This window comes from Blautia sp. MCC270, from assembly GCF_018785605.1.
Classification (GTDB): domain Bacteria; phylum Bacillota; class Clostridia; order Lachnospirales; family Lachnospiraceae; genus Blautia_A; species Blautia_A fusiformis.
On sequence record NZ_WQQD01000004.1, the window covers coordinates 13,540 to 29,244 of the forward strand.

At 46.0% G+C, this 15,705-nt stretch carries 13 protein-coding genes; 4 read left to right on the plus strand and 9 right to left on the minus strand.

The features are described 5' to 3' along the window. Nucleotides 1–262 precede the first annotated feature (262 nt). From GPK58_RS01325 to aroD, 3 genes are all read left to right on the plus strand, one after another. Nucleotides 263–2,260, plus strand: coding sequence for an oxidoreductase (locus tag GPK58_RS01325; protein ID WP_215638082.1), 1,998 nt, complete (start codon nt 263–265; stop codon nt 2,258–2,260). A gap of 221 nt (nt 2,261–2,481) precedes the next feature. Beyond that, nucleotides 2,482–3,360, plus strand: a complete 879-nt coding sequence (locus GPK58_RS01330) for a shikimate dehydrogenase (protein ID WP_215638083.1) — start codon at nt 2,482–2,484, stop codon at nt 3,358–3,360. Between the two features lie 37 nt (nt 3,361–3,397). Continuing rightward, a complete protein-coding gene (gene aroD, locus GPK58_RS01335; RefSeq protein WP_059085374.1) occupies nt 3,398–4,159 on the plus strand; it encodes a type I 3-dehydroquinate dehydratase in 762 nt (253 codons plus the stop codon). A gap of 236 nt (nt 4,160–4,395) precedes the next feature. On the opposite strand, the gene GPK58_RS01340 is transcribed toward aroD, so the two are convergent. The 5 genes from GPK58_RS01340 to GPK58_RS01360 form a co-directional block, all read right to left on the minus strand. Beyond that, nucleotides 4,396–5,778: a hypothetical protein gene (locus GPK58_RS01340; RefSeq protein WP_129974530.1), complete on the minus strand. Its 1,383-nt coding sequence runs from the start codon at nt 5,776–5,778 to the stop codon at nt 4,396–4,398. 231 nt (nt 5,779–6,009) lie between these two features. After that, the gene (locus GPK58_RS01345) at nt 6,010–7,209 is read right to left on the minus strand and encodes an MFS transporter (protein ID WP_021652301.1); all 1,200 of its coding nucleotides are present in this window, start codon (nt 7,207–7,209) and stop codon (nt 6,010–6,012) included. 5 nt (nt 7,210–7,214) lie between these two features. Further along, nucleotides 7,215–8,096 (minus strand): shikimate dehydrogenase, encoded by an 882-nt coding sequence (aroE, locus tag GPK58_RS01350; RefSeq protein WP_015527027.1) that lies wholly within the window; start codon nt 8,094–8,096, stop codon nt 7,215–7,217. Between the two features lie 144 nt (nt 8,097–8,240). Next, entirely contained in the window at nt 8,241–10,166 is a 1,926-nt protein-coding gene (locus tag GPK58_RS01355; RefSeq protein ID WP_015527026.1) for an FAD-dependent oxidoreductase, read from the minus strand. Nucleotides 10,167–10,279: 113 nt separating this feature from the next. After that, nucleotides 10,280–11,119 (minus strand): sugar phosphate isomerase/epimerase family protein, encoded by an 840-nt coding sequence (locus GPK58_RS01360; RefSeq protein ID WP_215638084.1) that lies wholly within the window; start codon nt 11,117–11,119, stop codon nt 10,280–10,282. Nucleotides 11,120–11,405: 286 nt separating this feature from the next. Here GPK58_RS01360 and GPK58_RS01365 point away from each other — a divergent pair, with 286 nt between their 5' ends. Then, nucleotides 11,406–12,314, plus strand: a complete 909-nt coding sequence (locus tag GPK58_RS01365) for a LysR family transcriptional regulator (RefSeq protein ID WP_173775628.1) — start codon at nt 11,406–11,408, stop codon at nt 12,312–12,314. A gap of 141 nt (nt 12,315–12,455) precedes the next feature. Here the strand turns inward: GPK58_RS01365 and GPK58_RS01370 are convergent, their stop codons facing one another. The 4 genes from GPK58_RS01370 to GPK58_RS01385 form a co-directional block, all read right to left on the minus strand. Continuing rightward, nucleotides 12,456–13,244 carry a shikimate kinase gene (locus GPK58_RS01370; RefSeq protein ID WP_021652296.1) on the minus strand — a complete coding sequence of 263 codons (789 nt, stop codon included), beginning with the start codon at nt 13,242–13,244 and terminating at the stop codon, nt 12,456–12,458. Between the two features lie 326 nt (nt 13,245–13,570). After that, on the minus strand, nt 13,571–14,470 hold the full coding sequence (locus GPK58_RS01375) for a LysR family transcriptional regulator (protein WP_215638085.1): 900 nt from the start codon (nt 14,468–14,470) through the stop codon (nt 13,571–13,573). Between the two features lie 79 nt (nt 14,471–14,549). Beyond that, the gene (locus GPK58_RS01380; RefSeq protein ID WP_118752570.1) at nt 14,550–15,221 is read right to left on the minus strand and encodes a YkgJ family cysteine cluster protein; all 672 of its coding nucleotides are present in this window, start codon (nt 15,219–15,221) and stop codon (nt 14,550–14,552) included. Beyond that, a complete protein-coding gene (locus GPK58_RS01385) occupies nt 15,221–15,667 on the minus strand; it encodes a DUF6483 family protein (protein WP_015527020.1) in 447 nt (148 codons plus the stop codon). The genes GPK58_RS01380 and GPK58_RS01385 overlap by 1 nt, the downstream gene beginning before the upstream one ends. Nucleotides 15,668–15,705 lie beyond the last annotated feature (38 nt).

Below are 15,705 nucleotides of genomic sequence, written 5' to 3' on the forward strand. Positions count from 1 at the left end.
TATGTAAACCCCTGGATCCGATACCATTTTCCAGTTAGCGCTACCGTTCACTCCGTTCTCAGTAACCAGTTACCCTTCTACATCTGTTTTTTTTCACATTATAAACATGCAAGTACCTGCAGCCTGAAAGATGATATGCAAAAATCTATAGATTATTTTTATTATATCGCTCGTATTATGAATTAGTTTTATAGATTATTCTGTTATATAATTAACACAAACAAACGATTCTATTTAAAATAACCAGGGAGGTTTTTTTCAGATGAAGAATGATTATCCGCATATTTTTTCCCCATTAACCGTTAAAAATATGACTATCAAGAACCGTATTGTTATGATGCCGATGGGCACCAACTACGGTGAACAGAACGGCGAAATGAGTTTTCTTCATATCAATTATTATGAGCAGCGTGCAAAGGGTGGCACAGGTCTCATCATCGTAGAGAACGCAAGCATCGATTCCCCGCAGGGCTCCAACGGAACCACACAGCTGCGCATCGATCATGACAACTATCTGCCACGTCTTTTCAAATTCTGTGAAAATATTCATAGATACGGAACAAAGATCGCGATCCAGATCAACCATGCCGGAGCTTCCGCTGTTTCTTCCAGGATCAACATGCAGCCGGTTTCCGCATCTGACGTTCCATCCAAAGAAGGCGGCGAGATCCCGCGTCCTCTTTCCAAAGACGAGATCCTTCACATCGTAAAAAAATACGGTGAGGCTGCAAAACGTGCACAGACAGCTGGATTTGACGCGGTAGAGATCCATGCAGGACACTCCTATCTGATCAGTCAGTTCCTCTCCCCGATCACAAACAAGCGTACCGATGAGTTCGGCGGATCTGTTGAGAACCGTACCCGTTTCTGCCGTATGGTCATCGATGAGGTAAGGAAACAGGTAGGACCTTTCTTCCCGATCATGCTCCGTCTCAGTGCGGATGAGCTGATGGAAGGCGGAAATACACTGGAGGATACTCTGGAATACCTGGATTATCTTCAGGAAGAGGTTGATATCTTTGATGTTTCCTGCGGACTTAACGGTTCCATCCAGTACCAGATCGATGCAAATTATCTCCCGGACGGATGGCGTTCCTACATGGCAAAGGCCGTAAGAGAAAAATTCAACAAGCCATGTATCTCCATGGGTAATGTCCGTGACCCGAAGGTTGCTGAGCGTATCCTGGCTGACGGTGATGCAGACCTGATCGGTATGGGCCGTGGTCTGATCGCAGACCCTGCATGGGTAAACAAGGTTGCCACAGGTCATGAGTGTGACCTCCGCAAATGTATCTCCTGTAACGTTGGCTGTGCCGGAAACCGTATCGGTGTAAACCGTCCGATCCGCTGTACTGTAAACCCATCTGTTCTTGAGGGCGATGTATATAAGAAAAAACATGTAAATAAAAACTGCAACGTGGTCGTTATCGGCGGTGGCACTGCCGGACTGGAAGCTGCCTGTACAGCCGCAGAGGTTGGATGCAATACCTTCCTTCTGGAAAAAAGCAATGAGCTTGGCGGACTTGCATCTCTGATCTCAAAGATCCCTGCAAAGAACCGTCTTGCTGATTTCCCGCACTATCTCATGCATCGTGCAGAACAGCTTGATAATCTTTACATCTTCAAAAACACAGAAGGAACACCGGAAAACATCCGCAAGTTCCATCCGAATATCATCGTAAGCTCCACCGGCTCCGCTCCGCTTCTGCCTCCGATCGCAGGACTGAAGGATCGTATTGACAACGAGAACCATAATATTTATTCTATTCTTGGTATGATCAGCCACATTAATGATTTTCCGAAGGATCTGGAAGGCAAAAAGGTTGTTGTTGTAGGCGGCGGTGCTGTAGGTCTTGATGTTGTGGAATTCTTTGCTGACAGAAACGCAGACATCTCTATCGTTGAGATGATGGATCAGATCGGACGTGATCTTGACCCGGTAAGCAAAAATGACACAAAGACCATGATGAAAAAACACAATGTACATCAGCTTACAAAAACTGCTCTCCTTGAGGTTAAGGATTCTTCCTTCCTTGTCAGGGGCGACGGTGAGCCTTATGAGCTTCCATTTGAGTACGGCTTCGTATGTCTCGGAATGAGAGCTCAGGGACAGCTTTACCAGAACCTCACAGAGGAATTTTCTTCTGAGGATGTTGAGATCATGAACATCGGCGACAGCCAGAGAGCAAGACGAATCATTGACGGTACCCAGGAAGGACGCAATATCCTTACCATTCTTGAGCAGAAAGGATACCTTTAATATTTTTCCGCTATACCCTTTCCGGGAACATTTCAATCCTTCTACCGGAAAGTGTATATAGATCTGTTACAGTTCACTCGGTGATCCGTAACATAGTTTTTCCACGTCTTCCTCCCCCGCAGCCGTCCGGAGAATGTCCGCAACTTCTTCAGATCTATGTGGCGGGAGGTTTAAAAAGACAAATCTTCATCCAGATTTTACCAATGAGAGGAGTTATTACCATGTCAGAAAGAATCACAGGACATACCGAACTGATTGGTCTTATGGCATATCCGATCCGCCACTCCAGCTCTCCTGCCATGCAGAATGAAGCTTTTGCAAAGCTTGGCTATGATTATGCATATCTTGCATTTGAGGTTGGTGCAGACGAGATCGAGGATGCTGTAAAGGCCATCCGTACTCTGAAAATGAGAGGTTCCAACGTTTCCATGCCGAACAAAACTCTGGTAGGCCAGTACCTTGACGAGCTTTCACCGGCAGCAGAAATGTGCGGCGCTGTAAACACTATCGTTAATGATCATGGTCATCTTACAGGCCATATCACAGACGGTATCGGATTTATGGCAGCACTGAAAGACAATAACATCAACGCCATCGGAAAGAAAATGACCATCGTAGGTGCAGGTGGTGCCGCAACTGCTATCGAGATCCAGGCAGCACTTGACGGTGTAGGCGAGATCGTGATCTTCAACCGCAAAGATGAATTCTGGGACCGTGCAGTATCTACGGTAGAAAAGATCAACACCAGAACTTCAAGCCATGCTGTTCTCTATGATCTGGCAGATCTTGAGCAGCTGAAAAAAGAAATGGCTGACAGTTATATTTTCGTAAATGCGACAGGTGTTGGAATGAAACCACTGGAAGGTCAGTCCGTTGTTCCAGACAAGTCTTACTTCCGCCCGGAGCTTATCGTTGTTGACGTGCCTTACTCCCCTCTTGAAACTGCTATGCGTTCTATGGCAAAGGAAGTTGGCTGCAAGACAATGAACGGCCTTGGCATGATGCTTTTCCAGGGCTCCGCTGCATTTGAACTGTGGACCGGCGAACCGATGCCGATCGAACATATGAAAGAGATTCTTAACATCAGATACGACGACTAAACTGCTATCTGTTCCTGTCGTATCAGAAAGGACCATTATGAAAACAGTTCAGGTAAGAAATATCACACTCGGAGAGGGAAGACCGAAGATCTGTGTCCCGATCGTGGGACAGACAAAGGATGATATCCTCCTTGAAGCAGGGACCTTCGCAAGGATCCCCGTAGACGTTGTGGAATGGCGTGTTGACTGGTTTGAGGACGTTTTTGACACAGACAAGGTTCTGGATGTGGCAAAAGATCTCCAGACCGTTTTAAAGGACACTCCGATCCTCTTCACCTTCCGTACTGCAAAAGAAGGCGGAGAAAAAGCGATCTCCAACGAAGCTTACAAAGCACTCAACATGGCTGTCGCAAAAAGCGGCTATATAGATCTCATTGATGTAGAAGCCTTCACAGGTGAGGAGATCGTAAAAAGCATGATCCAGGAAGCACACAGCTATGGCGTAAAGGTCATCGCTTCCAACCATGATTTTGACGCAACTCCTGAGAAGGATGAGATCGTGCGCCGTCTTCGCATGATGCAGGACTATGGCGCAGATATCCCGAAAATGGCTGTTATGCCAAGAAACAAACAGGACGTGCTTACACTCTTAAGTGCCACGCTGGAAATGTCCGAGCAGTTCGCCGACCGCCCGATCATTACCATGTCCATGGCAGGTACCGGTGTTGTCAGCCGTCTCGCTGGCGAAACCTTCGGTTCCGCCCTTACCTTCGGTGCAGCTACCAAAGCTTCCGCACCGGGACAGATCAATGTCAACGAGCTTGCACAGGTTCTTGACATTATCCACAAAAGCCTGTGATCCTGTGACCTCCCATAAAAAGGATCTACGGTAGATTTTTGTAACAGAACGCGAATTATAAACCAATTTTTAAACCCAATTGATGTAACAAATTTTTGCAATTTTAATCCCATAATAGCAAATCTATTAAAATAATAATTAAAAACAACAAATCTCATGACAAAAAGAAGAAGTGTGCTGACCCATCCAGCACACTTCTTCTTTTTCTGTTTTTTATATCTTTGTTCTTCCTCTGATCAATTTTTATCCTCGATGGCATTCTCCTCTTTCTTTCTGGGGTCCCAGTTTGAAAGGAAGATATTCAGACCGAAGCCTACAGCCAGGGCCCATGCGGATGCCCATGCAGTTCCCTGAGTTGCAAGCACCGCTGCCATAACACCTGCGATCATCTTGTCACGGTCTGTTCTGCAGTAATCCATACCGATCCTTGCACAGACAAATGCCTGGAACATCAGAGTAATGGAGGAACCGACTCCGAAGATCGGACGGAAGAAGCTTACAACCGGAATGATCAGCACACTTAAAAACGTTGCGATACGGAAAGACGCCATACCACCGATCAGAGACTTCATGGCTTTCTTTCCCTCCTTGTAACGGATGGAAACAGATACTGTCATTCCAACCCATAACGGACCGGAAAGTGGCGGAAACGGCGCAATGACGGAAAGGATCAGGTTCCTGATGCCGCTGACCAGGTTGGAACGGCTGGAATTGAAATCAATATACTCATCGTTTCTGGACTGACGTGCCTCTGTAACCAGTGTCTCTGTGGTAACAAAATCACCAAAGGCGATAACATAGCATACAAGTGCCAGGGGAAGCGCTTTGACAAACATGGAGACCGGCGGGACTCCCACACCAAAGATACTTACCTGTGAGATGATCTCTTTGAACTGCGGGATCTTGATAAAGGTTCCCAACTCAAGACCAGGCGCATCCAGCTCTCCTACAAGAAGACCTACCACCATGGCGATCAGATACGGGAAAAGGTTTCCATACCTGGCAACAAGATCCAGGAATTTGTTGTTCTTTCTCTTCTCCTGATATTTATCTGAAAAGCTGATCAGGATCAGAAGGCCTACACCGGCAACGATTGCCAGCGGATACTTATGCATGTTGCCGCCCTCTCCCAGCTGTCCTGCCATAACCGTCACCGGCGCAGCAAGAAGGATACCACCCTTAACAGAATTTGGTACTGCATGGACAAATTTATCCGCAAGCTTGGTGATACCCATAAATATGAACACGAGACCAACCAGCATCTGCAGGGCGATCATTGCCTGGATACGTTCTTTTCCCATAGGGAATCCTTCCAGGAATACGATCGTCAGCGGAAGGGTCGGTGTGATCCATCCCGGTACAACCGGATCACCAAGTAAGCTGTGTAGCATATACAGCATGGTCTCTATGATCACACAGCTCCATGCCAGCTCATAAGGCAATCCCAGATATTGTTCCAGATAAGGAACCGCCGCCAGTGCCGTAACCCCGAGGATCAGGCCCTGGATAAACTCTACGGACTCAATTTTATAGTGAATAAACGGAAAACGAATCTGAAATGGCCCAAACGGAATGTAGGGCAGTTCGTTTTCTCTTCGCTGTCTTGCTGCACGTGCCATAACGATTCTCCTTTGTCGTTTTTTTGATAATACATATATAGTATCTTTTATTTTGTAAGTTTGTTAATTAACAAACATTTTCAGAAACGGTAAAGTCCAATCCGGGAATTGTTCCCGAATTGGAACTTTGTTTTGCACAGATTCAGTCATCTTTGTCTGTATCCATACAATGATTCACTTTTTTTACTGTAGTCAAACGGATATTCACCCCAAGGGATTTCCTTGATTCAGTCAAGCCTCTTTTCCACGGTTCATCTTAACGAACAGTGCAAGAAGGATTCCTATGAATGTCACTGCCATATTGAGAAGCAGGATCATTCTCGGAGCACTGGTTCCGGCAGTCTTTGTAATGTAGCCGGCCAGTGTCAGAATGGTGTAGTTCGCAACGCTGGATGCGATCATGACCATGGATGTTGCAGTTCCCTTGTTTTCCGGGAAGAACTCCGCAGTTGTGGAAACAGCCAGTTGAAGCACACCGCCTGCGCCTGCAAAACCGATCACAAATCCACCGATAAGACAGATTGTCGGATTCTGGATAAAGTAACACAGTCCCAGCATGATGAAAGAGATCAGCGGATAAATGATCAGGATATTGATCTCCTTCAGTCCTTTTTTGATAAATACAGAGGAACACAGGATCGCTGCAAAGGTTCCTACTGCATAAAAGGACTGGATCTTGGAAGGATCACTTAAGTTATAAAGCTTTCCGAGCTCCTGGTTACAGTTCAGCCACAGCATGAATGTAGAAGAGCTTGTAAATCCGATGAGGATTGCTGCAAGAGCTGCAGGAGTGATCTTTAATTTTGCTTTTTCTTTCTTTACTGTACCTGCTGTATTTCTCTCCGGGAATGGCAGGAACAGAATCAGGATTCCATCGATAAAGATCGCAGCACCTGCAACAATAAAAATGGTTCTGTAGGACATATTCGCCGCTGCTACAAATCCGATGAGGAAAGGAAGCAGAAACTGGCTGATACACATGGAGAATTTTGTAAACAGGTTCGCTACAGAAGGATTGTTTACATAAATCTCCATACATGTCGGGCTTACGCAGGTGTCCAGGAAGGAGTTTGCGATACCGCCTACAATGGCAAAGGCGTAGGCAACTCCCATAGACGGAGCAAATGCGATTCCCATAAAGTATGCTGCATAACAGATCACGCCGATGATTCCGCTTAATCTGCGTCCGAATTTGTCGGACAGGGGACCGGAAAACGGAAGAGAGATCAGTCTTCCAAGTCCAAGTGCGGCAATTACAGATACTACCATGCTGACATCCATAGTTCCATCACTTAAAGCCTTTGCTCCCCAGTGAGCCGCAAGCTCCGGCTTGTACTGACCCATGATGGAAGCTCCGATTCCATGGATGAAATATGTAAAATACAGCGCGATAGAAGTAATCACTAAATTTTTCTTACCTGTCTGGCTCATTTTTCTTATTTCCCTTCGTTCTCAGCCTGAAATTTCTGGTACTCATCTGTCGGCATCTCAAGACCTGTGTAAAGCTTGTAAGATGCTGCACCCTGCCACAGAAGCATTCCTTTTCCGCCTACAGCAAGCTTCACGCCTGCTTCTTTTGCTTCTTTTACCATCTTTGTCTCTGCCGGATTGTATACGCAGTCAGCAACAACAAGATCCTTATGGAACATGGATTTATCAACCAGTGTGATGTCATCATGTGGTTTCATTCCTGCAAGTGTTCCGTTCGCGAGGATATCTGCGTTTGCGATCTCTTCTCTCAGTTTGTCCTGATCGTCAAGGCAATATACGCTTACTTTGCAGTCCGGTACTTCTTTTGCAAGCTTCTCAGCAGTTCCTTTTGCTCTGTCAAGGAATGGATCGTCAGGGTTGAAGATCGCGATGGATGCTGCTCCGTCAAGGGCACACTGTACAGTCAGAGCTGTAGCTGCTCCGCCTGCTCCGAGGACTACCATCTTTTTGCCCTTTACATCAACACCATGCTCTTTCAGGTTGCGGACAAATCCGATACCGTCTGTGATATGTCCAACAAGTTTTCCATCCTCATTTACGATAGTATTTACAGCGCCGATGATCTTTGCTGCCGGTGAAAGCTCGTCTACACACTGAGCTACTTTGTTCTTGCAAGGCATGGTTACATTACAGCCTCTCATTTTGAACAGACGCATTGCATCAAGAGCTGCCGGAACCTGATCCTCTTTGATATCAAATGCCATGTAAGCATAGTCCAGGTTATGGTACTGGAAGCTGAAGTTGTACATAGCCGGGGATCCGGAATGTCCTACAGGGCTTCCGATCAGTGCAAGTAAACCAGTTGTTCCTTTAATTCTCTGTTCCATTTCTTTTTACCTCCTGCATTTTCCCCTGTCAGACACCGGATTATTTTTCTCCGATGTCTGTCGGGCCATCTTTTTAATCTTTATACTGTCCGGTTTATCGGATAGTTATTTTCTTTTGTATCAATACGATCAGCGACTGGCAGATCAGATCCTGGAAGCTACCTCATAAGCCTCTTTTGTTGCATCCAGTGCACGTCTTGCACGGATAGCATCTCCGATCACATGTGTCTCAGGTACAAGGTCTTTGATCTTCTCTTCCAGAGGATTGTAGTTGCGGAATCCCATGGAAAGGATCACAGAATCATATCCTCTTGACTCGTGACGCACTCCGTCAGCGGTCTCATATTCTACCCCGTCTTCATAGAATTTGCATACCTTTGCTCCGGTGATCTCCTTGATTCCGTAGTCCTCGAAATCCTTCATCAGATATACTCTGTGCTCGTGGATCACATCTGCACCTACGGTATCACGGAACTCGATAACAGTTACATCATGCTCCTGCTCGCCTAAAAATGCAGCTGTCTCGCATCCAACCATTCCACCGCCGACAACGAGAACCTTTTTGCCTGCTGCTCTCTTGCCATCCAGAAGGTCAGAGCCGTGGATGATAGCCGGATTGTCGATTCCCTCGATCGGAAGGATCAGAGTCTTGGAACCGGTGGCAATGATCACGCTGTCCGGCTTCTCTTCTTTGATAAGCTCCGGAGTTACCTCACAGTTCATCACGATCTTAACGCCATCCTTCTGGCAGCGATGGATGTAGCTGCGGATCATGTTTGTGATGTCACCTTTTCCCGGCGGATATGCAGCAAGTCTCATGTTTCCACCGAGAACATCTCCTGCCTCATAAAGTGTTACCTCATGTCCTCTCTCTTTTGCGATAAATGCAGCGGAAAGTCCTGCAACACCGCCACCGATAACCATAACCTTCTTCGGCTCTTCCGCTTTCTCAAGCGGCTCTGCCTCATGACCCAGGAATGGGTTTGTCAGACAGCATACCGGATTTCCTGCATACATGTTTGCAACACAGCCCTGAAGACAGGCGATACAAGGAGTCATATCCTCAAGACGCTCTTCCTGTGCTTTCTTCGGCATAGCCGGATCTGCAAGGCTCTGACGTCCGAATGCTACAAGGTCTGCTCTTCCTTCTTTTACCATCAGTTCTGCAAACTGTGGCTCTGTATAACGTCCAACTGTGATCACCGGGATATTTACCGCACGTTTGATCTCCTCAACCTCTGCTGCAGAGAATCCACCGTGGATAACAGTCGGTGCCCACATAAACTCATCCTTGATATGAACGGCACGGGATACATGGAGTCCGTCCAGTCCGCAGCTTTCCAGATATGCTGCGATCGCTGCACTGTCGTGGACATCAAGTCCTCCCGGAACCTCATCTGCACAGTTGATTCTTGCAAGAACTGCAATCTTTCCCTGTGTTGCTTTTTTAACTTCCTCGATGATCAGACGGGAGAAACGCATACGGTTCTCAAAGCATCCGCCAAACTCATCCACTCTCTTGTTTGTTCTCGGAGAAAGGAAGGTACTTACCAGATAACCGTGTGCCATATGGATCTCAACAGCATCTGCTCCTGCTTCCATTGCTCTTCTTGCTGCCTCACCGTAGCCTTTGATCAGCTCATAAACTTCCTCAGTTGTAAGCTGCTTCGGAATATCACGGCCGCACACTGACGGGATACTGGTTGCTGCTGTGATCGGTGCTCCTGCGTTTTTTGCATTTCCTTCCGGACCTGCGTTCTGAAGCTGGATGGACACCTTTGCTCCTTCTGCATGACATCCGTCGATAACCTTGCGGAAGCTCTCGATTGTAGAGTCGTCATAAAGACATGGTTTACGCGGGCCGCCCTTTGCGCCCTTGTGAACTACAGTAGCCTCGATGGTGATCAGACCAAATCCGCCTTTTGCTCTTTCTCTGTAATATGCAGCGGACTGCTCACTCATTGTTCCGTCTGTGTTTGCAAAGTTATTTCCCATTGGCGGAACAACAAAACGATTCTTTACTGTCATAGGACCGATCTCGATCGGCTGAAACATCGCATTGAATTTCATATGCGTTCTCCTTTCCTTTGAAACAATCTTTTTGTTTCTTTCACGGTAACGCCCTGTCACCGGTATGACGTCGGAAACAGGGGCCCGTCTGAAATATTAGTTTCTTATATTAATTACAGTACTTCCGGCCAAGCCTCTTCTAGTACCTTCTTTGTGTTCTCATATGTATGTTTTGCAGCATACTCGATACCTTTTTCAAGGTTTGCATCGCTGATAACCTCTACGCCGATGGCATTTGGTCTGATGCCTTTTTCTTTGATCATTTTTACGAACGGTACTGTTGTTCCGATTCCTGTTCCAGGAGCAAGACGGTCATGCATGGACTCATCTCTTAAGATCGTTGTTGCATATGGTCTTTCCCATACATCGTTGATCTGGATGGATACGATCTTGTCTGCCGGGATTCCCTCAAGTACGGAAAGCTCGATCGGCTGGTTTGCTCTTACCCAGTGCCATGTATCAAGGATCAGTTTCGCATTCTCGCAGTCAGCAGCTTTTACAACAGCCCAGCCCTTTTTCACATCCGGGATTCCGCTGTATGGCATTGGCTCAACACCGATGATGTATTTGCCTGCTCTGTGGCAAAGCTCACGAAGCTTCTGTGCTGTGTACTCTACGGAATAGTTCTCCATCAGTCCGCAGTTGATCTGTTTTACGTTAAATAATTCACACATATGGAAGCAGAGCTGTTCTTTGTATTTCTGCTCATAGGAACGATGATCCTCTGCCCACTGCACGATGTACTCAACCTCTGTTACCTTCATGTCATATTTATCCAGGATTGCCAGGATATCCTCGTCGAAAAGTCCCTCATTCAGGGCATCTACGTAGGTTTCTGCTCTCAGGCCGATTCCCTCATAGCCAGCCTCTTTGGCAGCTTTTACACGGTCCTCAAATTTGCACTGATCTCCCAGTGTCCAGGAACTGATTGTGATTGGAAATTCTTTTGACATGATAATTCCTCCTGAAAATTTAAATAATTTTATTTGTTTTTTTTAAATTATTTTGTATCTTTTTTCTATAAGCATTATATAACTTTGTTAAATACAAAACAAATTGATTGTACCAGGAGAATCCATAGATTTTATCAATATATCATGTTATACTATATAAAACATATTCAGCCGTATTGCCGCCGTCACTGCATACGGCCCGGCAAATCTCTTATGTCTGTCAGACTTACCGGGGATCTGTCCGAAGTAAAACATTCAGATAAACTTACGAAAGGAGTATTGAAAAATGAATCTGTATCATCTTCGCTATTTCGTGACACTGGCTCATCTGGAACATTATACAAAAGCTGCGGATGTTCTGGCCATCACACAGCCCAGCCTAAGTCACGCGATCTCTTCTCTGGAGGAAGAGCTTGGAGTGAAATTATTTGAAAAAAACGGACGGAATGTTTCTCTCACCAAATATGGCAAGTCTTTTCTGGAGGATGTGGAACAAACCCTGAACCGGCTGGATTCCTCTGTAAACGGTCTCCAGCTTGCAGGAAAGGGAGAAGGACAGATCGATGTGGCTTTTCTCAGAACTCTGGGTGTTGACTTTATGCCAAAGATCATCCGCAGCTTTCTTAATGCCAATATGGGAAAACAGATCCATTTCAATCTGTTCTGCGATAAGGTTCTTACCGGCGATATCCTCACCGGACTGAAAGAGAAGAAATACGACATCGGCTTCTGTTCCAAATTTGACGACGAACCACTGATCGAATTTATTCCGGTTGCCAAGCAGGATCTGGTCGTCATCGTTCCGCCGGAACATCCTCTTGCTGAGAAATCCGAGATCCATCTGGAGGAAACGCTTCCATACAAGCAGATCATCTTCAAGAAGAGAAGCGGTCTCCGCCAGATCATTGACCAGTTATTTAAGAGCATCGGTCAGTACCCGGATGTGGCTTTTGAGATCGATGAAGATCAGGTTGCCGCAGGGTTTGTTGCCAATGATTTCGGCATCTGCATTGCACCGGATATCCCGATCCTGCACTCTCTGAACCTTAAGATCCTTCCCCTTGTCTCTCCAAGCTGGCAGCGGAATTTCTACATGGCCATGCTGAAGGATGTATACCATCCGCCGGTCGTGGAAGCCTTTAAAAAATTTGTGATCGAGGAAACCTCGAGGGAGATTTTTTATAAGACCAATTAAACGATCTGTTCATCTGCAAATATATGGTCCGGATCTTTTATATCATAAAGGACAGCTGCCCGATCTCCGTTCTGTTTCTGTACGGTTTATCGGACAGCTGTCCCTTTTATATGTAAAACTATTCTGTTTTATGATCAGCAGTTATTTATTTGCCTCTGCCTCACGAAGTCTGTGGATCAGCTCCTCGCAGATCTCAAGCTCACTCTTTCCGTCTGTCTCAACAACTATATCTGCTGCTGCCTCATATTTCGCGCGACGTTTTTCCAACAGATCCGCGATAAATGAAACATTTTTGTTGTTCTCAAGTAAAGGACGGTCATGATTATCCTTTACACGTTCCAGAATAGTTTCCGGCTTTGCAGTCAGAAGTACAACACGGCCATTTTTTTTCATCTCGGTAACATTGCGCTCCCGCATCGGAACACCACCGCCACAGGATACTACAACATTCGATCTGGACTGCATCTCGATCAGAAGATTTGTCTCGAGCTCACGGAAATACTCTTCACCGTAAGTCTCAAAGATATCGGAAATGCTCATTCCCTGTCTCTCCACGATACACTGATCCATCTCCACAACATCCATGGCAAGAACATTCTTCAGATAATCGGAGATCGTAGATTTACCAGCTCCCATAAATCCGATCAGGAAGATATTATAATTGAAAAGATTTCTGGACTGGATCCTTTTACTGTTCTGTGTGATGCTTGCAAAAACATCATTGACCTCTTTCTTATGACGTCTGCCTTCCATTCTGGCTTCCAGCCATCCTTTCTGCTTCGCCTCCTGTTCCGGCTGAAGTACCGGAAGATCGTTAGCTTCCTTGTATACCATGATGTCCTCTACGATCCTGTTTCTCATAAGGAGTGCGTCCAGGATGATCTCATCGCACTGTCCAAGGCTTTCTCTTAATACTTCTAACTGGTTCATAATATCTCCTTTACTTCGTTCATTTTATTACGGATTTCCGTCATTACTTTATCACTTTAAATCAAGTATCTGTCCTTATTATACCAACTGGTCATTTTTATCTCAACCCAAATTTTCATTGAATTTACGCATGTGATCTATAGATTATTTTTATAATTTTTAGGCACGGCAAAGATATCTGACGCAGGACTTCACGCTATGATGGACTGGATTGTTTGCAGTAATTTATGGAATTGCTATAGTATTCACGCCAGGATCTGTGTCAAAAAAATCTCCGCCCTTTTACAGAAGCAGAGATTTTTTACAGAAATTTTATCACCAAGATTCTACTGTATCACTTCATAGATCCGGTAATGCTTGTATATATAATCCCGGAACTGCTCCACAAGCGCACTTGGGTACCGGTTTTTCATCATTCCCATGTATATGTAACGACGGCAGTGCAGATTCTCAATATTTAAGATTTTCACAGGAAGTGTATGGATCACCGGTACATCCGGCACAATGCCTACACCAAATTCCTCCGCCACCATACCTGCCAGTGCACCATCCTCTTCTACCTCAAAGGCCGTCTCCGGTGAAAGTCCTTCCTTTTCGAAAAGCTCCCGGATCACAAAATACAGTCCGCTTGCAGGGGTAAAGGTCACCTGCGGATACTGCCCCAGCTCTTTTATGGTCACTGAATTTCGGTCTGCAAGAGCATGGTTCTCAGGCACTACAGCCACCAGCTTTTCTTCTGACACCGGCACAAAGCTGATCTCCTTCTCGCCCTCTGCCCGGGAACAGAAGATCACGTCGAATTTCTCTTCCTTCAGACCCCGGATCAGACTTCCGGTAGTTGCATTCTGAAAACGGAAATCAATCTTCTTCCCCTCCTGTTCATTAAGGAACCCCCGGACAAGCTCCGGGATAAATCTGCGTCCCTGGGTATGGATATACCCGATGGAAATACTTCCTCCCGGAATCCTTGCCGCTTCCTGTATCCTCTCCACACCAAGATTCAGGATATGTAAGGAGTCCTGCACATATTTCAGAAACATTTCCCCGTATTTGGTCATGGTCACATTTCTTCCGTGACGCTCAAAAAGTGGAACCTGCAGTTCCTTTTCAAGGTTGGAGATCGCATGGCTCAGACTTGGCTGGGTTATATCCAGCCGCTTGGCTGCTCTGGTATAATTTTCGATCTGGGCAAGAGTCACAAAATATGTGAGCTGATTTAAGTTCATATGTCAAAAAATCCTTTCTTTCCTCCGCGCGAGAGACTTTCAGGCAGGTAAGCTCAGACACCTCGCTGCCTGGTCTGTTTCACACTCCAAGGCTCAGGAGTTCTTTTCCCGCCGCAAGTCTCTCATAAAACTGCTCATAAAAATCCCGCTTCTCATCATAAGGCTTCCTGTAAAACTGGTTTACCACATACATGTTCAGGTTTCGGATCAGATCACTGTCCTCGCTCTCATAGAGAACCGACTGGACATCCAGAAGAAAATAATGCCAGTCACAGACAAATTTTTCGTAATTTCGAAAATCCGGAGTATCTACCCATTTCCGGACCTTGATCTTACTGCGGCTGGTCTTTTTGCACTCGTGGATCTGAAGAATGTATTTAAAACCACCGTCCTCATAGTATCTTCCCAGCGGGAACAAACGGCAGAAGCCCGGACGGAAACTGTGAATGGAGCATCTTCCGTTGCCATTCAGAAATACGCATCGTTCCTCTGCCCCTGTCATCCTAAGATGCGGCAGAATATTTCCGTCTGTGACGCCAAGCTCTATTTTTCCGGCAAGCAGCTGGTCCACACTTAAGTGAAGTCCCTGACTTAACCGCCATACATCCAGCGGATCCAGTACAACAGAATCTCCCATTCCCGTACAGCAGTCAAAACAGCCCTTACAGTCCTGACAGTCTGCCTTTACCATGTCATTTGCCTCGTATAAACGACCGTCGGAAATTTCCTCCAGTGTAACCTCCCGCCGCATTAGACAAGTGCCTCCAGTCCTGTAACTCCCCAGTCCTCAGCCAGGCTTTTCAACCCGTCCAGGATCTCCTCCCTGGAATAATCGTGATCATCCAGGTAATCTACGTCCATATCATTGAGATGCAGATAAAAGGTAAGGGCAAGCTCCAGATAATCCGGATCATCTTCCTCCATGTTCATAAGAAGCTCATTTTCCGCTCCGTTGATGTCACCCTCATCAGCAAGTCCGATAACCTTCTTAAAAAGCTGGTCTGCCTCTGTATAATCTGCCTCTGCTGCAGGAAGTGTATACTGCGGCATATCTCCCTTAAGAAGAAGTCTTGTGATCAGTCTTGCGATATCCTGAATATTTCCTGACATTCTGTCATCCTGTAATCCCAAATCGTTTTCCTCTCTTTCTGCTGTCCTGTTCTGCCAGACACATTTCTCCGACCGACGTATCTGCATCCGGTCCTCCGCTCATCCGAACCCCGGATATCTGGACA

What these genes read in the sequence shown, in the direction of transcription:
- aroE (WP_015527027.1), bottom strand. Translation starts at nt 8,096, where the DNA reads ATGGAACAGAGAATTAAAGGAACAACTGGTTTACTTGCACTGATCGGA.
- GPK58_RS01360 (WP_215638084.1), bottom strand. Translation starts at nt 11,119, where the DNA reads ATGTCAAAAGAATTTCCAATCACAATCAGTTCCTGGACACTGGGAGAT.
- GPK58_RS01345 (WP_021652301.1), bottom strand. Translation starts at nt 7,209, where the DNA reads ATGAGCCAGACAGGTAAGAAAAATTTAGTGATTACTTCTATCGCGCTG.
- aroD (WP_059085374.1), top strand. Translation starts at nt 3,398, where the DNA reads ATGAAAACAGTTCAGGTAAGAAATATCACACTCGGAGAGGGAAGACCG.
- GPK58_RS01355 (WP_015527026.1), bottom strand. Translation starts at nt 10,166, where the DNA reads ATGAAATTCAATGCGATGTTTCAGCCGATCGAGATCGGTCCTATGACA.
- GPK58_RS01325 (WP_215638082.1), top strand. Translation starts at nt 263, where the DNA reads ATGAAGAATGATTATCCGCATATTTTTTCCCCATTAACCGTTAAAAAT.
- GPK58_RS01370 (WP_021652296.1), bottom strand. Translation starts at nt 13,244, where the DNA reads ATGAACCAGTTAGAAGTATTAAGAGAAAGCCTTGGACAGTGCGATGAG.
- GPK58_RS01340 (WP_129974530.1), bottom strand. Translation starts at nt 5,778, where the DNA reads ATGGCACGTGCAGCAAGACAGCGAAGAGAAAACGAACTGCCCTACATT.
- GPK58_RS01375 (WP_215638085.1), bottom strand. Translation starts at nt 14,470, where the DNA reads ATGAACTTAAATCAGCTCACATATTTTGTGACTCTTGCCCAGATCGAA.
- GPK58_RS01365 (WP_173775628.1), top strand. Translation starts at nt 11,406, where the DNA reads ATGAATCTGTATCATCTTCGCTATTTCGTGACACTGGCTCATCTGGAA.
- GPK58_RS01380 (WP_118752570.1), bottom strand. Translation starts at nt 15,221, where the DNA reads ATGCGGCGGGAGGTTACACTGGAGGAAATTTCCGACGGTCGTTTATAC.
- GPK58_RS01330 (WP_215638083.1), top strand. Translation starts at nt 2,482, where the DNA reads ATGTCAGAAAGAATCACAGGACATACCGAACTGATTGGTCTTATGGCA.
- GPK58_RS01385 (WP_015527020.1), bottom strand. Translation starts at nt 15,667, where the DNA reads ATGCAGATACGTCGGTCGGAGAAATGTGTCTGGCAGAACAGGACAGCA.